Below are 24505 nucleotides of genomic sequence, written 5' to 3' on the forward strand. Positions count from 1 at the left end.
CAGGCTGTCCGTCAGCTTGCCTCACGCATGAGCATGCGGTTTTCCTCGACCTTCAAGGTCTGTACGCGCTTGGCAAGCCAATCGACGACGACACGCACTTTGTTGCTGAGATGGCGTGTCTGGGGATAAACGATGTAGAGCGGGAAACTCTCACAGACCCAATCCGACAGGATCGGCACAAGCTTGCCCTCCTGCAAAGCCTTCTGGGCCATGAAGCGCGGCACCTGGGCGACACCGACACCGGCGATTGCCGCATCCAGATAGGAGCGGGCGTCGTTGACGGAGACGATGTAGTTCGGATCGATCTCGATTTCCTCGTCGCCGCGCGTGAAACTCATCTGCATGATTTTTCCGGACGGCGCCTGCAGATATCCGACACAGCGGTGACCGTTATTGAGGTCTGTCGGATGCGCCGGCTCGCCCATTTTTTCCAGATAGAGCGGAGCGGCATAGGCATGCATGCCGATTTCTCCGACCTTTCGAACAATCAGCGACTGGTCCGTCGGGGTGCCTCCGCGAAGCGCGCAATCGACGTTTTCTGCAATGTAATCCACCAGCCGGTCACCCACGCCGATGTCGAGCTTAATCAGCGGATATCGTTCATGAAAATCGCACAAGTGCGGGATGATCAGGAGGTCGGCAAAGGCGCCTGCCATCTCCAGGCGAACACGGCCACTGGGCTGTGTCTGAGAGTTCGAGAGACTACCATCGAGCTCGGCTATATCGGCGAGGATCTGGATCGCCCGCTCGTAATAGAGGGCGCCGTCCGTCGTCACCATGACGCGCCGCGTCGTGCGGTTGAGCAGAGTGGTCTGCAGATGCGCCTCAAGTGCCTGCACCATGTTGGTGACGGTGGTTTTCGGGATGTTGAGCGTCGTCGCCGCACGGGTGAAATTGCCGGTCTCGACGACCCTTACGAAAACACGCATTGCCGATAGCTGGTCCATGGAATTCTCCTTGCGACGCGATTATCCATGAATTTGGAAAAGTGTTGCCGATCGAGGCGTATTGCGCTTGCGATCCCGAACAATAATATCTGAATACGAATTCGCCGCAAGACCTGTGGCTAAAACGGAAGAAACGCTATGTCGCTGCGCTGGGAAACATTGGAGATTGATGGGCCTTGGAAGGCCGCTATCCCCGTGCGCATTCACAAGAGCAATGTGCAGGGCGGCAAGCCGCCGGTCGTGCTCTACCTGAAGGGTGATGCATTTCAGACGCCAGTAGACGAAAACGCTCCGCGGCCAGTGATCAGCGCTCTTGAAGACGCCGGCGCGGTCGTGGTCGAAGCCGACTACGGGAGAGTTTCTGGCAATGTATTCCCGAAGGCGATGGAATGCGCGTTTTTGGCGCTCTATGGCCTCAGCAAGAAGCTGAATGATTATGGCAAGGGCAAGTCGCCCCTGCTGATTGCCGGAGACGAGGCCGGTGGCAATGTTGCCGCAGGAGCCGCGTTGAAGGCAAGGGACCAGATGCCGGGCCGGCTTACCGGGCAGGTTCTGCTCTCCCCCATGATCGACCCGATGATGACATCGGCCTCGATCCGCGGTGCCGACGAGATCGGCATGCGTGAACGCTGGTCGGACGGATGGAGCCATTATCTCGGTTCCGCCTGCTCGATGCAGCACCCTTACGCCGCGCCCTGTCTGTGTTCGCGGTTATCGGGTGTCGCGCCGGCGCTGGTCATGACATCTGACGACGATCCTTTGCGCGACGAAGCACTCGGTTATGCCGACAAGCTTTCCGGGGCAGGGGTGAGTGTCACCAAGCGTGTATTGCCCGCCGGCAGTGGCTGGACGGGCCTGTATCACGGCGTTGGCGGAGCCTGGTTAGCTGGGCTCTGCACGGAGTTTTCGACCTTCGTTCGTCAGTTGACGAGCTGAGGTCAGCAGTTTCTGCCCATATTTCTAGTTCCAGGAAACGATAACAGCCCTTCCCAAGGCTGAAGGAGTTCACAATGACATCGAAGACACCCCGCTGGGCCCTGTTGGGCGCCGGCCTGACGACCTCTGTGCTTATTGCAGGCGCAGCCTTCTATTTCGACATGCCGAACGGCGCCAATGCTGCTTCGCCTGCAGAGGCTGTGGCACCTGCCGCCATTCCGGTTACTGTCGCCACCGTGCAGCCCCGCAAGGTCGGCACGTGGCAGGAATTTTCCGGCCGTCTGGAAGCCGTCGATCGCGTTGACGTTCGTCCGCGCGTAGCCGGCGAGGTCAAGTCCGTCCATTTCCGTGAAGGCGGGCTGGTCAAGGCTGGTGACCTCTTGGTGACCCTCGATCCCGAGCCTTATATGGCGGCAGTCGCTGAAGCGGAAGGCTCCGTTGCCTCGGCTGAAGCAAAGCTCGCCTATGCCGAAACCGAACTTGAACGGGGCAATACGCTTCTTTCGCGCAACACGATCTCGCAGAGCGATCTGGCGCAGCGGCAGAGCACGCAACGCGAAGCCAAGGCCAATCTCCAGTCGGCCAAGGCCGCGCTTCGTGTCGCCGAACTCAATCTCGGTTACACCGAAATCAAGGCACCGATTGCCGGACGTGTCGGCAAGATTGAGGTAACGGTTGGCAATCTGGTTGCGGGCGGTTCTGCGTCGGCGCCGCTGACGACGCTGGTTTCCGCCGATCCGATCTATGCGAGCTTCGATGCCGACGAGCAGCTGGTGACCCGCACTCTCGCCGAACTGCCGCTCGCAGATGGCCAGCCGGCAATCGATCAGGTTCCGGTGGAAATCGTAACGCTGGCTCCCGGCTCAGAAGCCATCAAGGGGCATCTGCAGCTCATCGATAACCAGGTGGCGGCCGGTACCGGCACGATCCGGGTGAGGGCGGTGTTTGGCAATCCGGGCGGCAGGCTGATCCCCGGTCAGTTCGTGCGGGTGCGCATGGGGGAGCCTGAGCCGATGAACCGCGTTCTCGTCAGTGAACGGGCGCTCGGCAACGATCAGGACAAGAAGTTTGTGCTCGTCGTCGACGGCAAGAATACCGTCGCCTACCGCCCGGTGGAACTGGGTGAGGCAATCGACGGCATGCGCATCGTCGAAAAGGGCCTGAATGCCGGCGACCGCATCATCGTCAACGGATTGCAGCGCGTGCGCCCCGGCGCAACGGTCGACCCGCAGGACGAAGCGAAACTCGCCTCGAAGTAACCAACGGGCCGGCTGACCGGCCCTTCCAACACTGAACCAAACGATCGCCCGCGGCATAGCACTGCGGGCGCAGGGGCCTTTTGCGCCCTGAACGTCGCCCAGGAGAGAGGGCTTTCAAGATGAACATATCCCGCTTCTTTATCGACCGACCGGTGTTTGCCGGGGTCCTGTCCATTCTCATCGTGGTTGCCGGCCTGCTGGGACTGCGATCGTTGCCGATCTCGGAATATCCGAATGTCGTGCCGCCATCAGTGGTCGTGAAGGCGACCTATCCGGGTGCAAACCCGAAGGTCATCGCCGAAACCGTCGCAACGCCGCTCGAAGAGCAGATCAACGGCGTCGAGGACATGCTTTACATGTCCAGCCAGGCGACGTCCGACGGCGTCATGACGCTGACCGTCACCTTCAAGCTCGGCACCGACCCCGACAAGGCGCAGCAGCTGGTACAGAACCGCGTCAGCCAGGCGGAACCCCGCCTGCCGACGGAAGTGCGCGCGCTCGGCATCACGACGGTGAAAAGCTCGCCGGACTTCATCATGGTGGTCAATCTGGTCTCAGATACTGACCGTTATGACCTGACCTATCTGCGCAACTATGCGACGCTCAACATCAAGGATCGTCTGGCCCGTATCGAAGGCGTCGGCCAGGTGCAGATTTTTGGTGCCGGTGACTATTCGATGCGCATCTGGATCGATCCGCAGAAGGCCGCAGCGCTTTCGCTGGCGGCCAGCGACATTACCGACGCAATCCGTGGACAGAACGTGCAGGCCGCAGCCGGCACGATCGGCGCATCGCCGACGGTTCCGGGTGTAGACCTGCAGCTGAACGTCAATGCCCAGGGCCGCCTGACGACGCCGGAACAGTTCGGCAATATCATCGTCAAGACCGGTTCCAATGGCGAGATCACCCGTCTGCGCGACGTTGCCCGTATCGAACTCGGCGCGGCCGACTATTCGCTGCGGTCGCTTCTCGACGGCCAGCCGGCTGTGGCCATTCCGGTTCTCCAAGCGCCGGGCTCCAACGCGATCGAAATCGCCGATCAGGTTCGTTCCACCATGGACGAATTGCAGAAGGCGATGCCGGAAGGCGTGAAATACGAGATCGTCTATGACACGACCAAGTTCGTTCGTTCGTCGATCGAAAAGGTTCTCGATACGCTTCTCGAAGCCATCGCGCTGGTCGTTCTCGTCGTCATCATCTTCCTGCAGACCTGGCGTGCCTCGATCATTCCGCTGATCGCGGTTCCGGTCTCGGTCATCGGCACGTTTGCGGTCATGTATGCCTTCGGTTTCTCGATCAACGCGCTGACCCTGTTTGGTCTCGTGCTGGCGATCGGTATCGTCGTCGACGATGCAATCGTGGTTGTCGAAAACGTCGAGCGAAATATCGAGAATGGCCTAAGTCCCCGTGAGGCGACATACAAGGCGATGAGCGAAGTGTCGGGTCCGATCATCGCGATTGCGCTGGTTCTGGTCGCGGTCTTCGTTCCGCTTGCCTTCATCACCGGTTTGTCGGGCCAGTTCTATCGCCAGTTTGCCCTGACGATCGCCATCTCGACTGTCATTTCCGCGATCAACTCGCTGACCTTGTCTCCGGCTCTGGCGGCTCTTCTTTTGAAGGATCACCATGCGCCGAAAGATTGGTTGACGCGCGGCATGGACAAGATCTTTGGCTGGTTCTTCCGTGGCTTCAACCGAGGTTTCGGTAAGGCGGCAAACGGCTACGGCCGGTCTGTCGGCGGGCTTCTGTCGCGCAAGAGCATCGTGATGGTGATCTATCTGGCGCTGGTCGGTGCGACCTACGGCATGTTCAGTGCCGTGCCGGGCGGTTTCGTGCCGGCGCAGGACAAGCAGTATCTGATCGGCTTCGCACAACTGCCCGATGGTGCAACGCTCGACCGTACGGAAGACGTGATCAAGCGGATGAGCGATATCGCCATGGAGCAACCGGGCGTCGAACATGCGATCGCGTTCCCGGGCCTGTCGATCAACGGTTTCACCATCGGCTCCAACTCGGGCATCGTGTTCGCCGTGCTTGACGATTTCGACAAGCGCACCACGCCGGATCTTTCAGGCGGTGCCATTGCGATGGCGCTGAACCAGAAATACGCCGGTATCCAGGATGCGTTCATCGCCATGTTCCCGCCGCCGCCGGTCAACGGCCTCGGCACGACAGGCGGCTTCAAGCTGCAGATCGAGGATCGGGCTGGCTACGGTTACGAGGCTCTCGACGAGGCAACCAAGGCCGTCATGGCCAAGGCCTATCAGGCTCCGGAACTGACGGGTGTGTTCTCCAGCTTCCAGATCAATGTGCCGCAGCTCTATGCCGACCTTGATCGTGCCCGTGCCGAACAGCTCGGTGTCTCCGTCACGGATGTGTTCGAGACGCTGCAGATCTATCTCGGTTCGCTCTATGTGAACGACTTCAACGCCTTCGGCCGCACCTACAGCGTCCGCGTTCAGGCCGATGCGCAATACCGCGCGAAGTCTGAGGATATCGGCCAGCTGAAGGTCCGTTCGCAATCAGGCGAGATGATCCCGCTCTCGGCACTCCTGAAGGTCGATGCGTCGGCAGGTCCGGAACGGACAACCCGCTACAACGGCTTCCTGTCGTCGGATATCAACGGCGCTCCGGCACCGGGCTATTCGTCGGGGCAGGCGGAGGCTGCGATCACCAAGATCCTCGCCGAAACGCTGCCCTCGGGTATCGACTTCGAATGGACAGACCTGACCTACCAGCAGATCCTCGCCGGCAATTCGAGCATCATCGTCTTCCCGCTCGCCCTGCTGCTCGTCTATCTCGTGCTGGCTGCCCAGTATGAGAGCCTGACATTGCCGATCGCGATCATCATGATCGTACCGATGGGCGTGCTTGCAGCGTTGACCGGCGTATGGCTGACCGGTGGCGACAACAACATCTTCACCCAGATAGGATTAGTGGTGTTGGTGGGGCTATCGGCGAAAAACGCGATCCTGATCGTGGAGTTCGCCCGCGAACTTGAACTTGCCGGAAGGAAACCCTTGGAGGCCGCGGTGGAAGCGAGCCGGTTGCGTCTTCGCCCGATCCTGATGACGTCGATGGCGTTCATCATGGGCGTGGTGCCGTTGGTCATCTCGACCGGCGCGGGTGCGGAAATGCGTGCCGCCATGGGTGTTGCCGTCTTCTCCGGCATGATCGGCGTCACCTTCTTCGGCATCTTCATGACACCGGTATTCTACATCCTGGCGCGGCTTCTGACGGGCAACCGTCCGCTGCGGAGCCACGGCACCGAGGTTGCGCCTACTCTCTCCCCGGCAGAGTAGGCTGCACGGGCCGCGCGGACATCTCTCTCCGTCCGTGCGGCATTTTTATTTTGATCAAAGCGTTCCGCCGTCGATGACCAGCGTCTGCGAGGTCATGGCGGCGGAGGCGTCTGAGGCGAGGAACAGGCAAGGGCCGACAAGATCGGTTCCGTCGAGCGTTCGCTTCAGGCATTGCCGGTCGATCATTGCGGCGATGCTTTCATCCGTCAGCCACAGGCGCTTCTGTCTTTCGGTAATGATCATGCCGGGAAGGATAGCATTTACCCGGATATTGTCTGGACCAAGCTTTCCGGCAAGACTCTTGGTCAGCCCGATAATGCCGGCCTTGGCCGTCGTATAGGCCGGCATGCGGCCGGTATTGAGCAGATAGGAGATCGACGAGAAATTGACGATCGCCCCACCGCCCGTTTCTTTGATGAACGGCACGGCCGCCTGCGAAACGAAGAACATCTGCTTCAGGTTGATCGCCTGGCTTTTGTCCCAATAGTCCTCGGTAACTTCCGCCATTTCATGCCGGTCGTCCCAGCCTGCATTGTTGACCAGAACGGAAAGCGAGCCCAGGCGCTGGGCAGCTTCGCGGACGGCGGCTTGAGACTCGTCCACGTTGGAAAGGTCTGCTCGGACAAATACCGGTTTGTGGTCCGCGTCTTTTGCCAGTCCCTCGACCAGCTCCCGGCTGGGCTCCTCGGCGATATCGATGAACGCGACCCTGGCGCCCTGTTTGACGAAACCTTCGACAAGTGCTGCGCCGATCCCCGAGCCGCCGCCGGTAATCAAGACGCCACGTCCACTGAGATCGGCATGGCTTACGGATGGGTATGTCAAATGATCCTCCCTTTGATGTCCCGCGGCAAACTTACGCCAGGATGTTAAAAAATCACGGGATTATTTGCGCCTGCGTCACTGGCGGGATAGTCATGGAGATCCCGCCATCTACCACTCATTTCGAGAGGAATTCCCTTGTCTTCTGCCGCTTCCGTCAAGTCCGTCCTGCCGTCGCGCGACTATGCCGCCTTCCTCTTCGATATGGATGGAACGATCCTGACGTCTACTGCGGCCGCAGAGCGTGTTTGGGGCAAATGGGCGGAAGGAATGGGCCTCGATGTGGAGAAATTCCTGCCGACCATGCACGGCCGTCGTGGCATCGACACGATCACCGATCTGAACCTGCCCGGCGTCGATCCGATCGTCGAGGCGGAAAAGATCCTGCAGGGAGAGATCGATGACGTCGAAGGCGTTGTTGCGCTTGGCGGCGCTGCCGAATTCCTGAAGCAGTTGCCGGTCGAGTGCTGGGCGATCGTCACATCGTCGCCGCTGGAACTGGCCAAGGCAAGGCTCGCGGCTGCGGGTATCCCGGTGCCGAAATATCTCGTCACGGCGGAAGACGTCACCATCGGCAAGCCCAATCCGCAGGGCTATCGTCTGGGTGCCGAACGCCTCGGGGTCAACCCGAGCGACGTTCTCGTATTCGAAGATGTTCCGGCAGGCATTCAGGCAGGTGAAGCGGCCGGGGCGGAAGTCATGGTGATTACGGCCACCCACAGCCACCCGGTCGAAGGCGGGCAGTACCGGATAACCGACTACAGCGCCGTCGCCCCAAATGTTGCGGGCGACGGCCGTCTGTCATTCCGGAGCAGGTAATCCTGACTATGCCGACTGGCTGGCGGTGCGCATGAACTGCACCGTGGCCAGCCAGAGCACAGTACCCAGGACGAGAAGGCAGCCAGCGATCACGTACTGGATCGGATCGCGGCCTGTCCAGGGGCCGGCGAAGAAGGCGCAGGTCAAGGCACCGAGTACGGGCAGGATAGTCGGCGTACGAAAATGCTTGTGACTTACCTTGTCCTTCCTGAGGATCAGCACGGCGACGTTGACAATCGCGAAGACGCAGAGCAGCAACAGCGCCGTCGTGCCGCCCAGCTCCTTCACGCCGCCCGCAAACAGGATCAGCGCCACCGCTAGCAGCGATGTGAAGATGATCGCGATGTATGGGGTGCGGCGCGCCGAATGAACCTTGCCCAGCGAAGCGGGCAAAACGCCTTCGCGGCTCATGCCGTAAAGGAGGCGGCTAGCCATCATCATGTTTATCAGCGCCGAATTTGCGACGGCAAACATGGTGATCACGGCGAAGACACCCACAGGAAAGGCGGGCGCGCCGGCCTGGATGACCTTCAGGAGTGGCGTCTCACCTTCGCCCAGTTCTGCAGCCGGCACCAGCGTGATGGCCGAGATTGCCACCAATACGTAGATGGTGCCGGTGATCGCGAGGCCGCCCAGGAGAACCTTGGGAAAGATCTTGCTGGGTTTCTTGCATTCCTCGGCCATGTTCACCGAGTCCTCGAAGCCGACCATGGCGAAAAAGGCAAGCGTGGTGGCCGCAACGACCGGCCAGAAAGCTCCTCCACCTTCAGGTGCTTCAAATGTCCATGCGCGTGACACGTCACCCTGTCCACCGGCTATAGCCCAGAGGCCGATGCCGATGATCAACAGCAGTCCGGTCAATTCGACGACGGTCAGGAGCACGTTCAATTTCACGCTTTCGCCGACGCCGCGAAAATTGATCGCCGCAACGAGTGCGATGAAGCCGACGGCGATCAGCGGTACGCCGAAGGAGCCGACGTCCAGCCCGAGAGAAGTCGAGAAGTTGGCGGCAAATGCGCGTGATGCAGTGGCGGCTGAAGTGATGCCGGACGACATGACGGCGAAGGCGACGAGAAAGGTCACGAAATGAATGCCGAAAGCCTTGTGGGTGTAGAGCGCCGCACCGGCTGCCTTCGGATATTTGGTGACCAGTTCGAGATAACTGCAGGCGGTCAGGAGCGCGACGACAAAGGCGATCAGAAACGGCAGCCAGACGACACCACCGACTTCTGCCGCCACCTGTCCGGTCAGCGCGTAAATGCCGGTCCCGAGCACATCCCCGACGATGAACAGAAGCAGCAGTCCGGGACCCATGACCCGTTTCAGTTCTCCACGTTCCTCATCGTCCCCGATCGGCTCAATTGTATTTTTCATCGTCGGGCTCCTCCACATGCATCGATTTTGAACGCATTAATGGCGGCAGCCCAAGCATTGTTCCCTCCGCCATCATTTCGCAACAATTTGCGATGGTCATTGCGCTTGTCCGGTGGACTCACCACCTTCAGACGCGCAAGCCCCAAACGGAGATGTTGTCGATGCGTTGGTTTCGATCTCACTGCCGAAGCGACGCCATGGCAGACGCTTCGGATGTCATCGCAGCAGAGCCAGGTTTCGGCGAGGCGCAGTTGTCGGACATCCTGCATTTCCTTCGCTCATGGGCGAGTAATCCCCTGCGAGTGGGAGCGGTTGCCGCATCGGGCGAAACTCTCGCCAGGCTGATCACGCAGGAAATCGACGGCTCTGCCGGGGCGGTGATCGAGCTTGGACCGGGGACGGGTGTATTTACCCGCTCGCTTCTGGCGCGCGGCGTCGCCGAGGATAACCTGACGCTGATCGAATATGGCGATGAATTCCTGCCACGGCTGAAGCGTCGCTTTCCCAAGGCGCGGGTCTTGCAGATGGATGCGTCCAGGCTGCGCAAGGCGCATCTTTTCGAGGAGCCGAGTGTAGGCGCTGCGGTCAGCGGACTGCCACTTCTTTCGATGTCGCCGCGCAAGCAAACGGCGATCCTGGCCGGCGTATTCGCCTATCTGCGGCCAGGAGCATCACTCTATCAATTTACTTATGGCCCACGTTGCCCGGTGCCGCGGCGCATCCTCGATAGGCTGGGGCTGAAGGCCGTGCGTGTCGGCGGCACCGTGCGCAACATTCCACCGGCTGCGGTCTATCGCATTTCCCGGCGCCGACCCTTCGACTTCACACCCAGCGCAGAGTGACCCAGGCCAGAACCGCGTAACGGGCTGCCTTGCCGATGAACACCAGCAGCAGGAAGGTGGGAAGGGGTTCGCGCAGAACCCCGGCCACGACTGTCAGCGCATCACCGCCGATCGGCAGCCAGCTGAACAGAAGCGACCATTTTCCGTAGCGCCGATACCAGCGCTGCGCCTTCTCCAATTGTGCTGTTTTGACTGGAAACCAGCGCCGCCCCCTGAAACGCTCGATGCCGCGCCCCAGAAGCCAATTGACTGCGCCGCCAAGCGTATTGCCGATCGAGGCCGTGAGTAAAAGAGCCACGGTGGAATGCTCACCGGTCAGCAGCAGGCCGACAAGGATAGCCTCCGATTGCATGGGCAGGATCGTCGCTGCGATGAGTGCCGAAAAGAAAAGCCCCGCATAGGCGGCAAGCTCCATAACCATGAAATCAATCACTCCAGGCGAGCGTGGATAGCAAAAGGGGCGGAATTCGATCCGCCCCTTCGTCTGTCTATTGATGACGGGATCAGGCCTTGCTGATGCCCTTCGTATCTTCCGCAACCTCTTCTGCAGGCTTCTGTGCCCGGTGACGGGTGCGCCAGTCGCCGAGGAAGAGCAGGATCGGGGCCGCGATGAAGACCGACGAAAGAGCTGCGACCGCGATGCCGAAGACCATCGGGATGGCGAAGCTCGACACGGCGCTGCCGCCCCAGATTGCCATCGGCAACATGCAGAGGAAGGCCGTGGCGGAGGTGTAGAGGCTTCGTGCCAGCGTTTCGTTGATCGACAGGTCGATCAGGTCGCGCAACGGCATCTTCTTGTAGATACGCATGTTTTCACGCATGCGGTCATAGACGACGACCTTGTCGTTGACCGAGTAGCCGACAAGCGTCAGCACGGCGGCGATAGCGGTCAGATTAAAGTCCAGCCCGGTGATCGCGAAGAATCCGACGGTTTTTGTGATGTCGAGGATCAGGGTGACGATCGCGCCGACCGCGAACGGCCATTCGAAGCGCACCCAGATATAGATCATCATCGCGATCGAAGCGAGGAAGAGCGACAGGAAGCCGGCAACGGCAAGCTCACCCGAAACCTTCGGGCCGACGACTTCGGTCCGTTCTACCTTGGCAGTCGGATCGATCTTGACGACTTCCGCCTTGAGTTTCTCGACGGCAACCGTCTGCGCCTCTTCCCCGCCTTCCTGGCGCTCGACACGCACGAGAACGCGGTTGTGTGCACCGAACTCCTGCAGGCCGACTTCCCCGAAGCCGAGCTCGCTGAGACCGGAACGGAACGCGGCCAGATCTGCAGTGTCCTGTGTGGTCACTTCCATCTGGATACCGCCGCGGAAGTCGACGCCGTAATTCAGGCCCGGCTTGAAGAACAGGAAGACCGAGGCGATCGAAAGCACGATCGAGACGCCGATGCCGATATAGCGGCCACGCATGAAGCGGATCTTGGTACCATCCGGCACAAGGTTGATCGGCAGAAGCGGCTTGATTTCGATCTTCTTCAGCTTGCGGCGGGCGGTAATGGCGACCATGGCGACACGCACGACCGAAACGGCGGTGAACATCGAGATCATGATGCCGAGACCCATGGTGACGGCAAAGCCGCGAACCGGGCCGGAGCCGAACCAGAACAGAAGCACGGTCGCAATCAAGCTGGTGACGTTGGAGTCGACGATAGTCGAATAGGCACGGGCAAAGCCGGCGTCGATCGCCGCGAAGGCACTCTTGCCCTTGCGGGTTTCTTCCTTGATGCGCTCGTTGATCAGAACGTTGGCATCAACAGCCAGACCGATACCCAGCACAACACCGGCGATGCCGGGCAGCGTCAGGGTTGATCCGATCAGCGTCAGGCCTGCGAAGGTCAGGATAACGTTGATGAGGAGCGCCGTGTTGGCGAGAAGGCCCCACCAGCCGTACAGGAACAGCATGAAGCCAACGACGAGTGCGAAGCCGATGAGACCGGTATAGATACCCATCTCAATGGCGTCGGCACCAAGGTCGGCACCAACGGTGCGTTCTTCGATGACGGTCAGCTTGGCGGGAAGCGAGCCGGCGCGCAAGAGCGCTGCAAGCGTGGTGGTTTCCTGAGGCGTGAAGCTGCCGGAAATCTGGCCGGAGCCGCCGGTGATCGGCGTCTGAATGGTCGGAGCGCTCAGAACCTTGTTGTCGAGAACGATGGCAAACGGGCGGCCGACATTCTGCTGGGTGATCTGGGCAAAGCGGGTTGCGCCTGCACTGTCGAAGCGGAAGGTGACGATCGGCTGCTGTGTCTGTTGCTCGAAGGCGGCGCGCGCATCCGTCAGACGGTCGCCGGAAAGCTCGACGCGGTCGAGAACCGGGTATTGCTGGCCGCGATCGTCGGAGAGCATGGTGACGCCCGGTTCGCCAGGTGTGCCGAGCAGATGGAAGCTCATCTTGGCGGTCGAGCCGAGAAGCTGGCGAAGGCGCGACGGGTCCTGTTCGCCCGGAAGCTGGACAAGGACGCGGTCGGAGCCGACGCGCTGGATCGTCGGTTCGGCAACGCCGACCTGGTCGACGCGCTGGCGGATGATTTCCAAGCTCTGCTCGACGGCACCGGCGATATGGGCGTTGATGCCCGCTTCGGTCTGCGCAATCGAAATCGTGTTGTCGCTCGGCGTGGTGATCGAAAGGTCGGAGCTGCCGACCGAGCCGAGACCGACCGGGTTTGCCAGTGTCTGCAGTTCGGTGACGGCCTGATCGCGCTGGGCGGGATCGCGCAGTGTTACGAGGATCGCGTCACCAGCACGGCGGATGGCAGACGTGTTGATGTTCTTGTCGCGCAGCACGCGGCGCGTATCCTGCGTCAGGCTCTGGATGCGCTCGTTGATCAGGTCGGCGCGATCGACTTCCAGAACGAGATGCGAGCCGCCGCGAAGGTCGAGACCCAGCGAGACGCGGCTATGGGGAAGCCAGGACGGCATGCGGTCCAGTGTGGACTGCGGAATGACATTCGGCAGCGCCACCAGAATGCCGATTATGATGATGAGAGCATAGCTTCCCACCAGCCACGGAGAATTTCTCATTGTCTAGATCCTGTTTGGCCCGGACCGGTCAGCGGTCGGCATGGCCGTCAAATTTCGCGCCGTGAGGCGAATGTCTCAATCAGGCCGACACTACCGGCGGTGCGCGGGGCAGGGTGCTCGGCCAATCATCATCGGCAATCACAGCATTGTTGTGACCCGGTGCCCGGGCGGCAGTGTAGGCGACTGTCGGAAGGGCGAAAAACTGCGGAGCTGGGAGGCCTTCGTCGGTGGAGGCGTGTGTGCCTGCCCCATCCTTGCGCTCGGCAATCGAGACGGCTCGCAGGGGCTCGCGTTTGGTCAGAACCGGAGAACGATCGGAGCGATCATCCACCGGCCTTGCGGATGTGGCAATCTCGGCGTTCCGCGGAGAGCCGGCCAGCATACCGAAGAGGGCAATCAGGAATGCGGCGACAAGAACCGGCAGGCGCGCAAGATCGGCTTGCACGCGTCCACCCTTTTTCCGATTTCGCAGCGGGAACACCGCCATCCGCACCTGCTCCGGACATTAGAGGGTCAGAATTATCTCGAACGATGCCGCCTTCTAGAGGACGACACCAATTCGGTCAACAAAACGGGCCTCTTTCGAGGCCCGATCTATTTAGCGGATACGCTTGGCGGCCGGTTCCGGCACCAGTTCGCCCTGTAGGCGACGGTCGAGGTAATCTTCGCATTCGCCCATCAACGTATCGACCTGACCGTTGAAGAAGTGGTTGGCACCCTCGACGATCTTGTGGGTGATCAGGATGCCCTTCTGGGTCTTCAGCTTCTCAACGAGGCCATTGACGTCCTTTTCCGGCGCAACCTTGTCCGAATCACCGTTGATGATGAGGCCGGACGACGGGCAGGGGGCAAGGAACGAGAAATCGTAGATGTTCGGCTGCGGCGCGATCGACATGAAACCTTCGATTTCCGGCCGGCGCATCAGAAGCTGCATGCCGATCCAGGCGCCGAAGGAATAACCGGCAACCCAACAGCTTTTCGAATCGGGATGCAGGCTCTGCACCCAGTCCAGCGCCGATGCGGCATCCGACAATTCGCCGGCGCCGTGGTCGAATTCGCCCTGGCTGCGGCCGATCGAGCGGAAGTTGAAGCGCAGTGTCGTGAAACCGCGCTTCTGGAACATGTAGAAGAGTTGGTAGACGATCTGATTGTTCATCGTGCCACCGAACTGGGGGTGCGGATGCAGGATGATCGCGATCGGCGCACTCTTTTCCTTGGAGGGCTGGTAACGTCCTTCAAGGCGGCCGGCAGGGCCGTTGAAAATCACTTCGGGCATCGGTACTCCGGTCAATCGTGTTTGGTTCCAACTTACGCTTGCCGTCGAGTTTGACTTGACGGAGGCGCTCAGCTTTTCTAGAACTCAGTTTAGAACCATTCGAAACTTAGGCATGCGACAGCAATGCCTGTTGCGAAGTCTCATAAGGCAAGCGCAGTTGAGATTTCAACTAAAATGAGGATTCCGCGCGTCGCGTGGGGTTCAATTCTATAGAGCGACCAAGGAAGCGCACTCAAGCGATGGCTTTGCAGAGGACATATCTCGACTGGAATGCGACGGCTCCGCTATCGGACGCTGCGCGTCTCGCGATGGTCGAGGCGTTTTCCTTGCCGGGAAATGCGTCTTCTGTTCATAGCGAGGGAAGGGTGGCCCGCGCTGCCGTCGAAAAGGCGAGGCGTCAGGTCGCATCGCTCGTCGGGGCCGAGCCTGCGCATGTGACCTTTACCAGTGGCGCGACAGAAGCATCCAATCATGTCCTGACGCCGGATTATCGCATGGGCCGGGCGCCGGTCACGGTATCGCGTCTTTATGCTTCTGCCATCGAGCATCCGGCGACCCGCGAAGGCGGCCGGTTTGCGCCGGATCAGATGACGGAAGTGCCGGTAACGCCGGCCGGTATCGTCGATCTAACCGCTCTTGAAGCGCTTCTCGCCAGTCACGATCAGGCTTCGGGCCTGCCGATGGTGGCCGTGATGATCGTCAATAACGAGACGGGTATCATCCAGCCGGTGGCAGAAGCGGCAGCGCTTGCGCACAAGTATCGCGGCCTGATGGTGGTCGATGCGGTTCAGGCGGCTGGGCGCATCGCGCTCGACATCAATGCGCTGGATGCCGACTTCCTGATCGTTTCCTCGCACAAGATCGGCGGTCCGAAAGGTGTCGGCGCGCTCATTTCCCGCGGCGAAGTGCTGATGCCTAAACCGCTCATTCGAGGCGGCGGTCAGGAAAAAGGTCACCGCTCGGGGACCGAGAATTTTCACGCAATCATCGGCTTCGGCGCGGCAGCTGAAGTGATGTCTGAAGACATGGAAGGCCGCAGGACGCGGATCGGCGAGCTGCGCGACAGGCTGGAGCAGGCGATGGTGCAGGCGGCACCGGATGTTGTCATCCATGGTGCAGACGGTCCGCGCGTTGCCAATACGAGCTTCTTCACGCTTCCGGGGATTAAGGCGGAAACGGGACAGATTGCTTTCGATCTTGAAGGTATCGCGCTTTCTGCAGGATCGGCCTGCTCATCCGGCAAGGTCGGTCAAAGCCATGTCCTGACGGCCATGGGCTTCAACTCGGATATCGGGGGCCTGCGCATTTCGCTCGGACCGGAAACGACCGAGGCCGACATCGAGACGGCCATCGCTGCCTTCAGGAAAATAGCCGGTCGCCGCAAGCTGCCGGGACAAGCCGCATAAGCGGCTTCCAGATCTGGCGGAAAAGCAATTTTCTGCTTGCCAAAAGGTGGGAAAGTCGCCTTTTGGCCCTTACATGGGGGAGGCATTGTTTCCCCCGCAAGACTGACGGAATTGCCGGAATTTGAACCGGCAAAATTTGGAGACTGAAGATGCCTGCTGTCCAGGAAACGATCGATCAGGTCCGTGGGATCGATATCGATCAGTACAAATACGGCTTCGAGACAGTTATCGAAGTGGACAAGGCTCCGAAGGGGCTTTCTGAAGATATCATCCGCTTCATTTCGGCCAAGAAGCAGGAGCCGGACTGGATGCTTGAATGGCGTATGGATGCCTACAAGCGCTGGCTAACGATGGAAGAGCCGACTTGGGCCCGTGTGGATTACCCGAAGATCGACTTCAACGACATCTACTATTATGCCGCACCTAAGAACGTGACCGGCCCGGTATCGCTCGACGAAGTCGATCCGGAACTTCTGCGCACCTATGAAAAGCTCGGCATTCCGCTGCGCGAACAGGAAATCCTGGCCGGCGTGCAGACCTCCAAGGTCGCCGTCGATGCGGTGTTCGATTCTGTATCGGTCGTCACGACGTTCAAGAAGGAACTGCAGAAGGCCGGCGTGATCTTCATGTCGATCTCCGAAGCCATCCGCGAGCATCCCGAACTGATCAAGCAGTATCTCGGCTCGGTCGTGCCGACGACGGACAATTATTACGCTACGCTGAACGCTGCGGTCTTCACCGACGGTTCGTTCGTCTTCGTGCCGAAGGGCGTTCGCTGCCCGATGGAGCTGTCGACCTATTTCCGTATCAACGAGAAGAATACCGGTCAGTTCGAGCGCACGCTGATTATCTGTGAAGAAGGTGCCTACGTCTCCTATCTCGAAGGCTGCACCGCACCGCAGCGCGACGAAAACCAGCTTCATGCTGCCGTCGTCGAACTGGTTGCGCTGGATGATGCCGAGATCAAGTATTCGACCGTGCAGAACTGGTTCCCGGGCGACAAGGAAGGCAAGGGCGGCATCTACAACTTCGTCACCAAGCGTGGCGATTGCCGTGGTGCGCGTTCCAAGATTTCCTGGACGCAGGTCGAGACCGGTTCGGCGATCACCTGGAAATACCCGTCCTGCATCCTGCGTGGTGACGACAGCCGTGGCGAATTCTATTCGATCGCCGTGTCCAACGGTCACCAGCAGATCGACAGTGGCACGAAGATGATCCATCTCGGCAAGAACACGTCGAGCCGCATCATCTCCAAGGGTATTTCCGCCGGCGTTTCGCAGAATACCTATCGCGGTCAGGTGTCGATCCACCGCCGGGCCGAAAACGCCCGCAACTTTACCAACTGCGATTCGCTTCTCATCGGCGACAAGTGCGGCGCACATACCGTTCCTTACATCGAGGCGAAGAACCAGTCGGCGCAGATCGAACACGAGGCGACCACCTCGAAGATTTCCGATGACCAGAAGTTCTACGCCATGCAGCGCGGCATTCCGGAAGAAGAGGCGATCGCGCTTATCGTCAACGGCTTCGTCAAGGATGTCATCCAGCAGCTGCCGATGGAATTTGCCGTGGAAGCCCAGAAGCTGATCGGCATCTCGCTCGAAGGCAGTGTGGGGTAACAGGTTTCACGTCGTCATCCTCGGGCTTGTCCCGAGGATCTGCTGTCGCGGGATAGAGGATGAGTGGCTTCGTCTACATGATGTCCGATAAACCGCGAGGTGTGATTTACACCGGCGTGACAAGTGACCTCCACGGTCGCATCTGGGAGCACCGGAACGCAATTCAGGAAGGGTTTACGCAGAAGTATAAGGCGAAAAATCTGGTCTGGTTTGAAAGCCACCCGAATATCGTCCTGGCAATACAGCGGGAGAAATCGCTGAAGCGCTATCTGCGTGAATGGAAGATCAAGCTCATAGAAGGTTTGAACCCGACCTGGGTCGATCTCTATGAGCGGATCAACGAAATTGAGAATATCTATCGCCCGCATCCGAATACGGAGGGGTGGAGCAACTACAACTGACGGCTTTGATCCTCGGGACAAGCCCGAGGATGACGGAATTCGAGGGGGCCTCGCTGCCCCAAGGTCTATCGGGCGGCCCTTGAACCGCCTTATGAATGGGAAAACGAAATGCTTGAGATCAAGAACCTGCACGCCCGTATCGCCGAAGACGGCACCGAGATCATCCGCGGCCTGAACCTGACCGTGAAGCCGGGCGAGATCGCCGCCATCATGGGCCCGAACGGCTCCGGCAAGTCGACGCTGTCCTACATCCTGTCGGGCCGCGAGGACTATGAAGTCACCGAGGGTGACATCACCTACAACGGCGAGAGCATTTTGGAACTCGACCCGGCCGAGCGCGCCTCCAAGGGCATCTTCCTCGCCTTCCAGTACCCGGTCGAAATTCCGGGCGTCGCCACGATGCAGTTCCTCAAGGTGGCGATGAACGAGCAGCGCAAGGCACGTGGCGAAGACGAGCTGACGACACCTGACTTCATGCGCCGCGTCAAGGAAGCCGCCGAACAGCTGAAGATCGACCCGGCCATGCTGCGCCGTCCGCTCAATGTCGGTTTCTCCGGCGGTGAAAAGAAGCGCGCTGAAATCCTGCAGATGGCGCTCTTGGAGCCGACGCTTTGCATCCTCGACGAAACCGATTCCGGCCTCGACATTGATGCGCTGAAGATCGTTGCCGACGGCGTCAACGCACTGCGTTCGCCGGATCGCGCCGTCATCGTCATCACCCACTACCAGCGCCTGCTGGACTACATCGTGCCGGATACCGTCCACGTTCTCTACAAGGGCCAGATCATCCGTTCGGGTGACAAGGAACTGGCACAGGAACTGGAAGCCAACGGTTATGCCGACGTGATCGAGACCGCGGCCTGAGACCGGGGAGGATTTTGGCATGAACATTCAAGCTAACCAGCCAGCGGCCAAGCTCACGGTTGCCGAAACGGCGCTCGTCGAGGCCTTTTCCGCGCAGATCGGCGACCTGCCGGGCAATGGCGCCGTCGCCGGCACCCGCGACCGTCTTCTCGACGACCTGAAGAATGCCGGGCTTCCGACCCGCCGGATCGAATCCTGGCATTATACCGACCTGAAGAACCTGCTGCGCTCCGTACCGGAGCAGGTCGCTGGCACGAAGGTTTCGTCCGTCGCGCCGCTGGTCAAGGGCTCGACCGTGCTTTCGGTACTGCAGGGCGTGGCCCAGGCGGATGCCGAAATCGACGGCGTCACGATCACCGCGTTTCGCGATCAGTTGAGCGACGGTTCCGCCGTTGCCGGCCTGACCGCACTCGACAAGGACGATGCGATCGGTCGCCTGAACGGTTCGTTCGTGCGTGACGGCCTGGCGCTCGTCATTCCCGCGAATGCGGAGATCGAGGACGTCATCGAGTTGCAGGTCTCGCATGGCGAGGGCCAGATCCACACCCGTTTCCCGGTATCCTTCGGCGCAGGCTCGAAGGCCACGATCGTCGAGCGTCACCGCTCGGAGACGGGCGCTGCCGCATTCGTGTCCTCGATCAGTGACCTGACGATCGAAGACGGTGCGGACATTACCTGGATCATCCTGCAGAACCAGGGCGCATCCGACACCCATCTGGCGCAGATCCGCGTCAAGCTCGGTACGGAAGCCAAGCTTCGGCTTTACGTCGTCAATGCCGGCGGCAAGCTGGTTCGTCAGGAACTGCGCATCGACGTTCAGGGCGAGGGCGCAGAACTGACCTTGCGCGGCGTCAACCTGCTCGGCGGCGATACGCATACGGACGTCACGCTGGTGCTCGGCCACAACGTGCCGCATACCAACTCGACGGAAACCTTCCGCAATGTCGTGTTCGACAAGGCGAGCGGCGTCTTCCAGGGCATGATCCGGGTAGCACCCGACGCGCAGAAGACCGACGCGAAGATGGCGTGCAACACGCTTCTGATGTCCGATGACGGTGACTTCTCGGTCAAGCCGGAACTCGAAATCTTCGCCGACGACGTCATCTGTGGCCATGGTGCGACGGTTGCCGATATCGACCGCAACCATCTCTTCTATCTGATGGCCCGCGGCGTTCCGGAAAGCAGGGCGCGCGCCATGCTGGTCAACGCCTTCGTCGCCGAAATCGTCGAAGAGCTGGAAGAGGAAAAGCTGGTCGAGCCGCTGGAAGAAGTAATCTCGACCTGGCTTGAAAAGCACGCCTGACAAAAATTGGCGGAGGGGGCTGCACGTCTCCTTCGTCATGCTCGGGCCTGTCCCGAGCATCTGCGACCGTAGATCAGGTTGCAGCGTGATTGGATCCTCGGCACAAGGCCGAGGATGACGCAGTGGGGATGGCGACGTCGATGCCGATCATAACTGCGATCTTTGCGGGATTTTGCCCAAGGGCGCGATATGAAAGGGTCTGACATGGACCAGACGACACCGTTTTCTGCCTATGATGTCGATGCGATCAGGCGGGATTTTCCGATCCTGTCGACCATGGTGCATGGCAACAAGCCGCTCGTATATCTCGATAACGGTGCGTCGGCGCAGAAGCCGCAAGCGGTGATCGACGCGATCAGCGATGCCTATTCAAACGAATATGCGAATGTGCATCGCGGTCTGCATTTCCTATCCAATGCCGCGACCGATGCCTATGAGGCGGCGCGCGAAAAGGTGCGACGTTTCCTCAATGCCGGTTCGGTGGACGAGATCGTCTTTACCAGCAATTCAACCGCAGCGATCAACACGGTCGCTTATGGTTACGGCATGCCGCATATCGGCGAGGGCGACGAGATTGTCATCACGATCATGGAGCATCACTCCAACATTGTGCCATGGCATTTCATCCGCGAGCGTCAGGGCGCCAAGATCGTCTGGGTGCCGGTGGATGACGATGGCGCCTTCCATATCGAGGATTTCGAAAAGGTGCTGACGGACAGGACCAAGATGGTCGCCGTCACGCAGATGTCGAATGCGCTCGGTACTGTCGTGCCGGTCAAGGAAATCTGCCGCATCGCCCACGAACGCGGCATTCCGGTTTTAGTCGACGGCAGCCAGAGCGCCGTCCACATGCCGATCGACGTGAAGGATATCGATTGCGACTGGTTCGTGATGACCGGCCACAAGCTTTATGGTCCGTCCGGCATCGGCGTGCTCTACGGCAAGATGGATCGGCTCAAGGAGATGCGGCCGTTCCAGGGCGGTGGCGAGATGATCATCGAAGTGGCCGAGGAATTCGTTACCTATAACGACCCGCCACACCGTTTCGAAGCCGGCACGCCGCCGATCGTGCAGGCGATCGGGCTGGGTTATGCACTCGACTATATGGACAAGGTCGGCCGCGCCGCAATTGCTGCCCATGAGGCGGATCTGACGGCATACGCGACCGAGCGTTTGTCTGCGATCAATTCTCTGAGGATCATCGGCAACGCGCAGGGCAAAGGCGGGATTTTTTCGTTCGAACTTGCCGGGATCCATGCCCATGACGTATCGATGGTAATCGATCGCCGCGGCGTTGCCGTGCGAGCGGGCACCCACTGCGCCATGCCGCTCTTGAAACGTTTCGGCGTCACCTCCACATGCCGCGCATCGTTCGGCATGTATAATACCCGTGCCGAAGTCGACGCGCTTGCGGACGCGCTCGATTACGCCCGCAATTTCTTTGCCTGAGGATACTTGAAGGCCATGGACCAAGACATACCGAAGTGGGATGCCCGTGAAGGGATCATCGAATCCGCCATTCCCGCGGATGAACTGGAGCGCCTGTCCGACGACATCATCGCGGCGCTGAAGACCGTTTACGACCCGGAAATTCCGGCAGACATTTTCGAACTCGGCCTGATCTACAAGATCGACATCGAAGACGACCGCATGGTGAAGATCGCCATGACGCTGACGGCGCCGGGATGCCCGGTTGCCGGCGAAATGCCGGGCTGGGTGGAAAACGCCGTCGGCGCCGTCGAAGGCGTATCCGGCGTCGAAGTGGAAATGACATTCGATCCGCCGTGGACGCCGGAGCGCATGTCGGAAGAAGCACAGGTCGCGGTCGGCTGGTATTGATAGCGTGAGCCGGCGAGACTAAATTGAATATCAGAAACGCCGGGCCTTGAACCCGGTTGTGGAAGAGGAATGGCCGATGGGCTTTGCAGTGATGACCATGACGGATGCGGCGGCAACCCGCGTCAACGAGATCGTTTCCAGTTCCGGTCCGGATGCCAAAGGCATCCGCGTCGGGATCAAGAAAGGCGGCTGCGCCGGCATGGAATACACGATCGACCTCGTCAACGAGGCAAATGCCAAGGATGACGTCATCGAACATGACGGCGCAAAGGTTTGGATCGAGCCCTCAGCCGTTCTTTATCTGCTAGGCACTCAGATGGATTTCGAAATCACCAAGATGCGTTCGGGCTTCACTTTCGTAAATCCGAACCAGACATCCGCCTGCGGCTGCGGCGAATCGGTAGAACTGAAGCCCGCGGATCTTGCCGCACTCGCAAAACAACGCGAAGCTGGCGTCACCGCCTGACGAAAGTCATATTTGGGTAAGTGCGGTCGCTTTAATCCATCCGGGCTGCGTTGCGCACCAAGACCGAATGCAGCGTATCGCGGGAGGAAACTGACCAGCCCCCACCTTCGCGCAGCGCATCTATCGCGCCGAGATGGTTTGCCGGAGCGATCCTGAAAGCGGCTGAGAGCGCCGCTTGTGGTTTCTCTGTTGAACGTGAGCCGTCAGGCCAACTCCAAAAATCAATCCTGTCATTGTCGCCCCACCTGGGGCGATCGCCAGAGGCGCCATCGCGCCATAAGCCGTCAGCATTGTTCCGGTCAGGAAAAGCGGCCAGCCATATTTCGTCGGCAATGACCGCTGTGGAGTGGAGCACCGCCAGAGGATGACCAGATACAAGACTAGGCCGATCAGGCCAAACTCAAACCACACCCCGACACTGCCCACATCTCCGGGGAAGATAAGATAAGGCCCCAGGAATGGCTTGGACGCATCTGACGTCGGCGACATTCCAAAGCCCCATAGGGGATCGGCAAAAATTCGGTCGCGCATGACTTCATATTCCAGCGCTCGATAGGCGCCGGAAGCGTCATTTGCAAACAGATCGAATGGATTGAAGGCGGGAACCAGCATCCCAGACAAAACGAATGTGGTTCCAAGTCCCAGAACAGAGATAGCCAATATTCGTAAAAAAGCGGGTCTGGGCGAAAGCATGAACACGATGCTGAGGCAGAAGATCACAAGAAGATAGACGCGCGAGAGAGAAAGCAATGATGCCAGCGTGCATATCAAGAAAAAGGACAGGCTGACCCGGGTCACGCGTGTCCGGATTTGCACCAGCCAATAGAAATATGTGAGTGCGGCTAGGCCGGAATAGAGGAAAATCCGCGCGCCCCGGAAATCAAGATCGGAAACAAGTCCGGCCAGAATTTTGCCGGGCAAGACGCCCGCCATCTGCATGATCGAGACAAGTGCGTAAAAGCAGCAATAACCCGTTCCGTAGCCGATGACGCATTTAAGCAGATAGGTTCGCCCACCGGCCAGGCACACGCCCGCGAACGGAACGAATGACATCACCCATATGTATTGGAAGAAGGCGTTTGTATTGACGGGTAGCCAAAGCTTGTCTGCGAACACAGTCAATTGTGTCATGACGAGCGCCACATAACCAACGGCCATCAGTGGTATGAGTATGTGACCTCTTATTGCTGTATAGGCACAATAAAAAATGATGATAGCCGCACAGCTGCCCAAAATTAGCGGCTGTAGGAATAGACCGATCGCTTGATAAATCCGGGATGCAAAAAGGACGTCGCAAATAAGAATGACATGAATCAGCACTCGATGAAGAGCAAATTCAAGTTCCTCCAAGGGCTCTTTCATGCTGCTGACAGTCTTCATTTCCACCTAGCTTATAGGGTTGGCATTGATGCTTTGCGAGTCTGCGCAAATTTCCAGAGGTGCAAAAGTAAGGCACGTGACGCCGATCTTATTCGGATGCATCTCTGTCTTCATCGTGTCGCCTATGAATGAATTCAGTCAGCTTATTCTACGTAGGTATTAGACTGTCAACGACACGTCTTGTTTTTTGGCGGATTGTATTAATGACGGGGTGAGCGAGGCGCTTGGTCGGCTTGCTCATGAATGCCCACTGGCTCCCAAACGAAGTTTGCAGCCTTTGGACGGTGTCTGCGTAGCAAGTGGCTGCTATATCGGAAATTCGGCGGACCTGACCTGCCGGTCCCTCAGCTCGGAATGCATTTCGGTAAGTGTCGAAAGGCACATGCAAAAGTGGTGGCGCTTTCCGCCTCCCGCCAGCGTCTGTCGCATCACCCATCGTCGGCCGGTGTTGTCTCTCTCTCTCTCTCTCTCTCTCTCTCTCGATGACTGTGACGCCTAGACAGTCAACAAACTCTGGAGCGCGACACCACCGCGGCATGTGGCGTCAGACTGTTGGCGCGATATGCAAGTTATGTGGCATATAATGCCAATGCCATGACGTGTTGATGCCGCTAATTT

21 protein-coding genes are annotated in these 24505 nt (G+C 59.4%); 13 read left to right on the forward strand and 8 right to left on the reverse strand.

What is annotated here, in order from left to right; translation table 11 throughout:
* Positions 1–11: 11 nt before the first annotated feature.
* Entirely contained in the window at positions 12–947 is a 936-nt protein-coding gene (locus JZX87_RS11335) for a LysR family transcriptional regulator (RefSeq protein WP_206825474.1), read from the reverse strand.
* A 138-nt stretch (positions 948–1085) separates the two neighbouring features.
* On the opposite strand from JZX87_RS11335, the gene JZX87_RS11340 reads away from it, so the two are divergent.
* The 3 genes from JZX87_RS11340 to JZX87_RS11350 all read left to right on the forward strand — a co-directional run bounded on the left by JZX87_RS11340 (position 1086) and on the right by JZX87_RS11350 (position 6444).
* Complete coding sequence (locus JZX87_RS11340) at positions 1086–1883, forward strand: alpha/beta hydrolase fold domain-containing protein (protein WP_206825476.1); 798 nt, start codon at positions 1086–1088, stop codon at positions 1881–1883.
* A gap of 74 nt (positions 1884–1957) precedes the next feature.
* Entirely contained in the window at positions 1958–3142 is a 1185-nt protein-coding gene (locus tag JZX87_RS11345) for an efflux RND transporter periplasmic adaptor subunit (RefSeq protein WP_206825478.1), read from the forward strand.
* Positions 3143–3261: 119 nt separating this feature from the next.
* The gene (locus tag JZX87_RS11350) at positions 3262–6444 is read left to right on the forward strand and encodes an efflux RND transporter permease subunit (protein WP_206825480.1); all 3183 of its coding nucleotides are present in this window, start codon (positions 3262–3264) and stop codon (positions 6442–6444) included.
* A gap of 54 nt (positions 6445–6498) precedes the next feature.
* Here the strand turns inward: JZX87_RS11350 and JZX87_RS11355 are convergent, their stop codons facing one another.
* Positions 6499–7269, reverse strand: coding sequence for an SDR family NAD(P)-dependent oxidoreductase (locus JZX87_RS11355; protein WP_206825482.1), 771 nt, complete (start codon positions 7267–7269; stop codon positions 6499–6501).
* Positions 7270–7470: 201 nt separating this feature from the next.
* Between JZX87_RS11355 and JZX87_RS11360 the strand changes: the two genes are divergently transcribed.
* Positions 7471–8085: an HAD-IA family hydrolase gene (locus JZX87_RS11360; protein WP_148148510.1), complete on the forward strand. Its 615-nt coding sequence runs from the start codon at positions 7471–7473 to the stop codon at positions 8083–8085.
* 6 nt (positions 8086–8091) lie between these two features.
* Here the strand turns inward: JZX87_RS11360 and JZX87_RS11365 are convergent, their stop codons facing one another.
* The gene (locus JZX87_RS11365; protein WP_206825484.1) at positions 8092–9459 is read right to left on the reverse strand and encodes an APC family permease; all 1368 of its coding nucleotides are present in this window, start codon (positions 9457–9459) and stop codon (positions 8092–8094) included.
* A gap of 197 nt (positions 9460–9656) precedes the next feature.
* Between JZX87_RS11365 and JZX87_RS11370 the strand changes: the two genes are divergently transcribed.
* On the forward strand, positions 9657–10301 hold the full coding sequence (locus tag JZX87_RS11370) for a class I SAM-dependent methyltransferase (RefSeq protein ID WP_206825491.1): 645 nt from the start codon (positions 9657–9659) through the stop codon (positions 10299–10301).
* Here the strand turns inward: JZX87_RS11370 and JZX87_RS11375 are convergent.
* The 4 genes from JZX87_RS11375 to JZX87_RS11390 form a co-directional block, all read right to left on the reverse strand.
* A complete protein-coding gene (locus JZX87_RS11375; RefSeq protein ID WP_206825493.1) occupies positions 10282–10722 on the reverse strand; it encodes a YqaA family protein in 441 nt (146 codons plus the stop codon). The genes JZX87_RS11370 and JZX87_RS11375 overlap by 20 nt on opposite strands.
* Positions 10723–10804: 82 nt before the next feature.
* Positions 10805–13333, reverse strand: a complete 2529-nt coding sequence (secD, locus tag JZX87_RS11380; RefSeq protein WP_206825501.1) for a protein translocase subunit SecD — start codon at positions 13331–13333, stop codon at positions 10805–10807.
* A gap of 79 nt (positions 13334–13412) precedes the next feature.
* Positions 13413–13778 carry a hypothetical protein gene (locus tag JZX87_RS11385; RefSeq protein WP_206825503.1) on the reverse strand — a complete coding sequence of 122 codons (366 nt, stop codon included), beginning with the start codon at positions 13776–13778 and terminating at the stop codon, positions 13413–13415.
* Between the two features lie 153 nt (positions 13779–13931).
* Positions 13932–14609, reverse strand: a complete 678-nt coding sequence (locus JZX87_RS11390) for an alpha/beta hydrolase (RefSeq protein ID WP_183989266.1) — start codon at positions 14607–14609, stop codon at positions 13932–13934.
* Between the two features lie 239 nt (positions 14610–14848).
* Between JZX87_RS11390 and JZX87_RS11395 the strand changes: the two genes are divergently transcribed.
* From JZX87_RS11395 to sufA, 8 genes are all read left to right on the forward strand, one after another.
* Positions 14849–16015 carry a cysteine desulfurase family protein gene (locus JZX87_RS11395; protein WP_206825505.1) on the forward strand — a complete coding sequence of 389 codons (1167 nt, stop codon included), beginning with the start codon at positions 14849–14851 and terminating at the stop codon, positions 16013–16015.
* Between the two features lie 149 nt (positions 16016–16164).
* Positions 16165–17634: a Fe-S cluster assembly protein SufB gene (sufB, locus tag JZX87_RS11400; protein ID WP_206825506.1), complete on the forward strand. Its 1470-nt coding sequence runs from the start codon at positions 16165–16167 to the stop codon at positions 17632–17634.
* 59 nt (positions 17635–17693) lie between these two features.
* Entirely contained in the window at positions 17694–18035 is a 342-nt protein-coding gene (locus tag JZX87_RS11405) for a GIY-YIG nuclease family protein (protein WP_206825507.1), read from the forward strand.
* Between the two features lie 108 nt (positions 18036–18143).
* Positions 18144–18899, forward strand: coding sequence for a Fe-S cluster assembly ATPase SufC (sufC, locus tag JZX87_RS11410; protein WP_148148439.1), 756 nt, complete (start codon positions 18144–18146; stop codon positions 18897–18899).
* Positions 18900–18918: 19 nt separating this feature from the next.
* Positions 18919–20202, forward strand: a complete 1284-nt coding sequence (gene sufD, locus JZX87_RS11415) for a Fe-S cluster assembly protein SufD (RefSeq protein ID WP_206825508.1) — start codon at positions 18919–18921, stop codon at positions 20200–20202.
* Positions 20203–20406: 204 nt separating this feature from the next.
* Entirely contained in the window at positions 20407–21651 is a 1245-nt protein-coding gene (locus JZX87_RS11420; protein ID WP_206825509.1) for a cysteine desulfurase, read from the forward strand.
* A 15-nt stretch (positions 21652–21666) separates the two neighbouring features.
* On the forward strand, positions 21667–22041 hold the full coding sequence (locus JZX87_RS11425) for an SUF system Fe-S cluster assembly protein (protein WP_206825510.1): 375 nt from the start codon (positions 21667–21669) through the stop codon (positions 22039–22041).
* Between the two features lie 76 nt (positions 22042–22117).
* Positions 22118–22507 carry a Fe-S cluster assembly scaffold SufA gene (gene sufA / locus JZX87_RS11430; RefSeq protein ID WP_206825511.1) on the forward strand — a complete coding sequence of 130 codons (390 nt, stop codon included), beginning with the start codon at positions 22118–22120 and terminating at the stop codon, positions 22505–22507.
* 120 nt (positions 22508–22627) lie between these two features.
* Here sufA and JZX87_RS11435 read toward each other — a convergent pair whose 3' ends face one another.
* The gene (locus JZX87_RS11435) at positions 22628–23887 is read right to left on the reverse strand and encodes an O-antigen ligase family protein (RefSeq protein ID WP_206825513.1); all 1260 of its coding nucleotides are present in this window, start codon (positions 23885–23887) and stop codon (positions 22628–22630) included.
* Positions 23888–24505: the final 618 nt, after the last annotated feature.

The organism is Agrobacterium sp. Ap1 (assembly GCF_017313375.1).
In the GTDB taxonomy this organism is placed as follows: domain Bacteria; phylum Pseudomonadota; class Alphaproteobacteria; order Rhizobiales; family Rhizobiaceae; genus Neorhizobium; species Neorhizobium cellulosilyticum.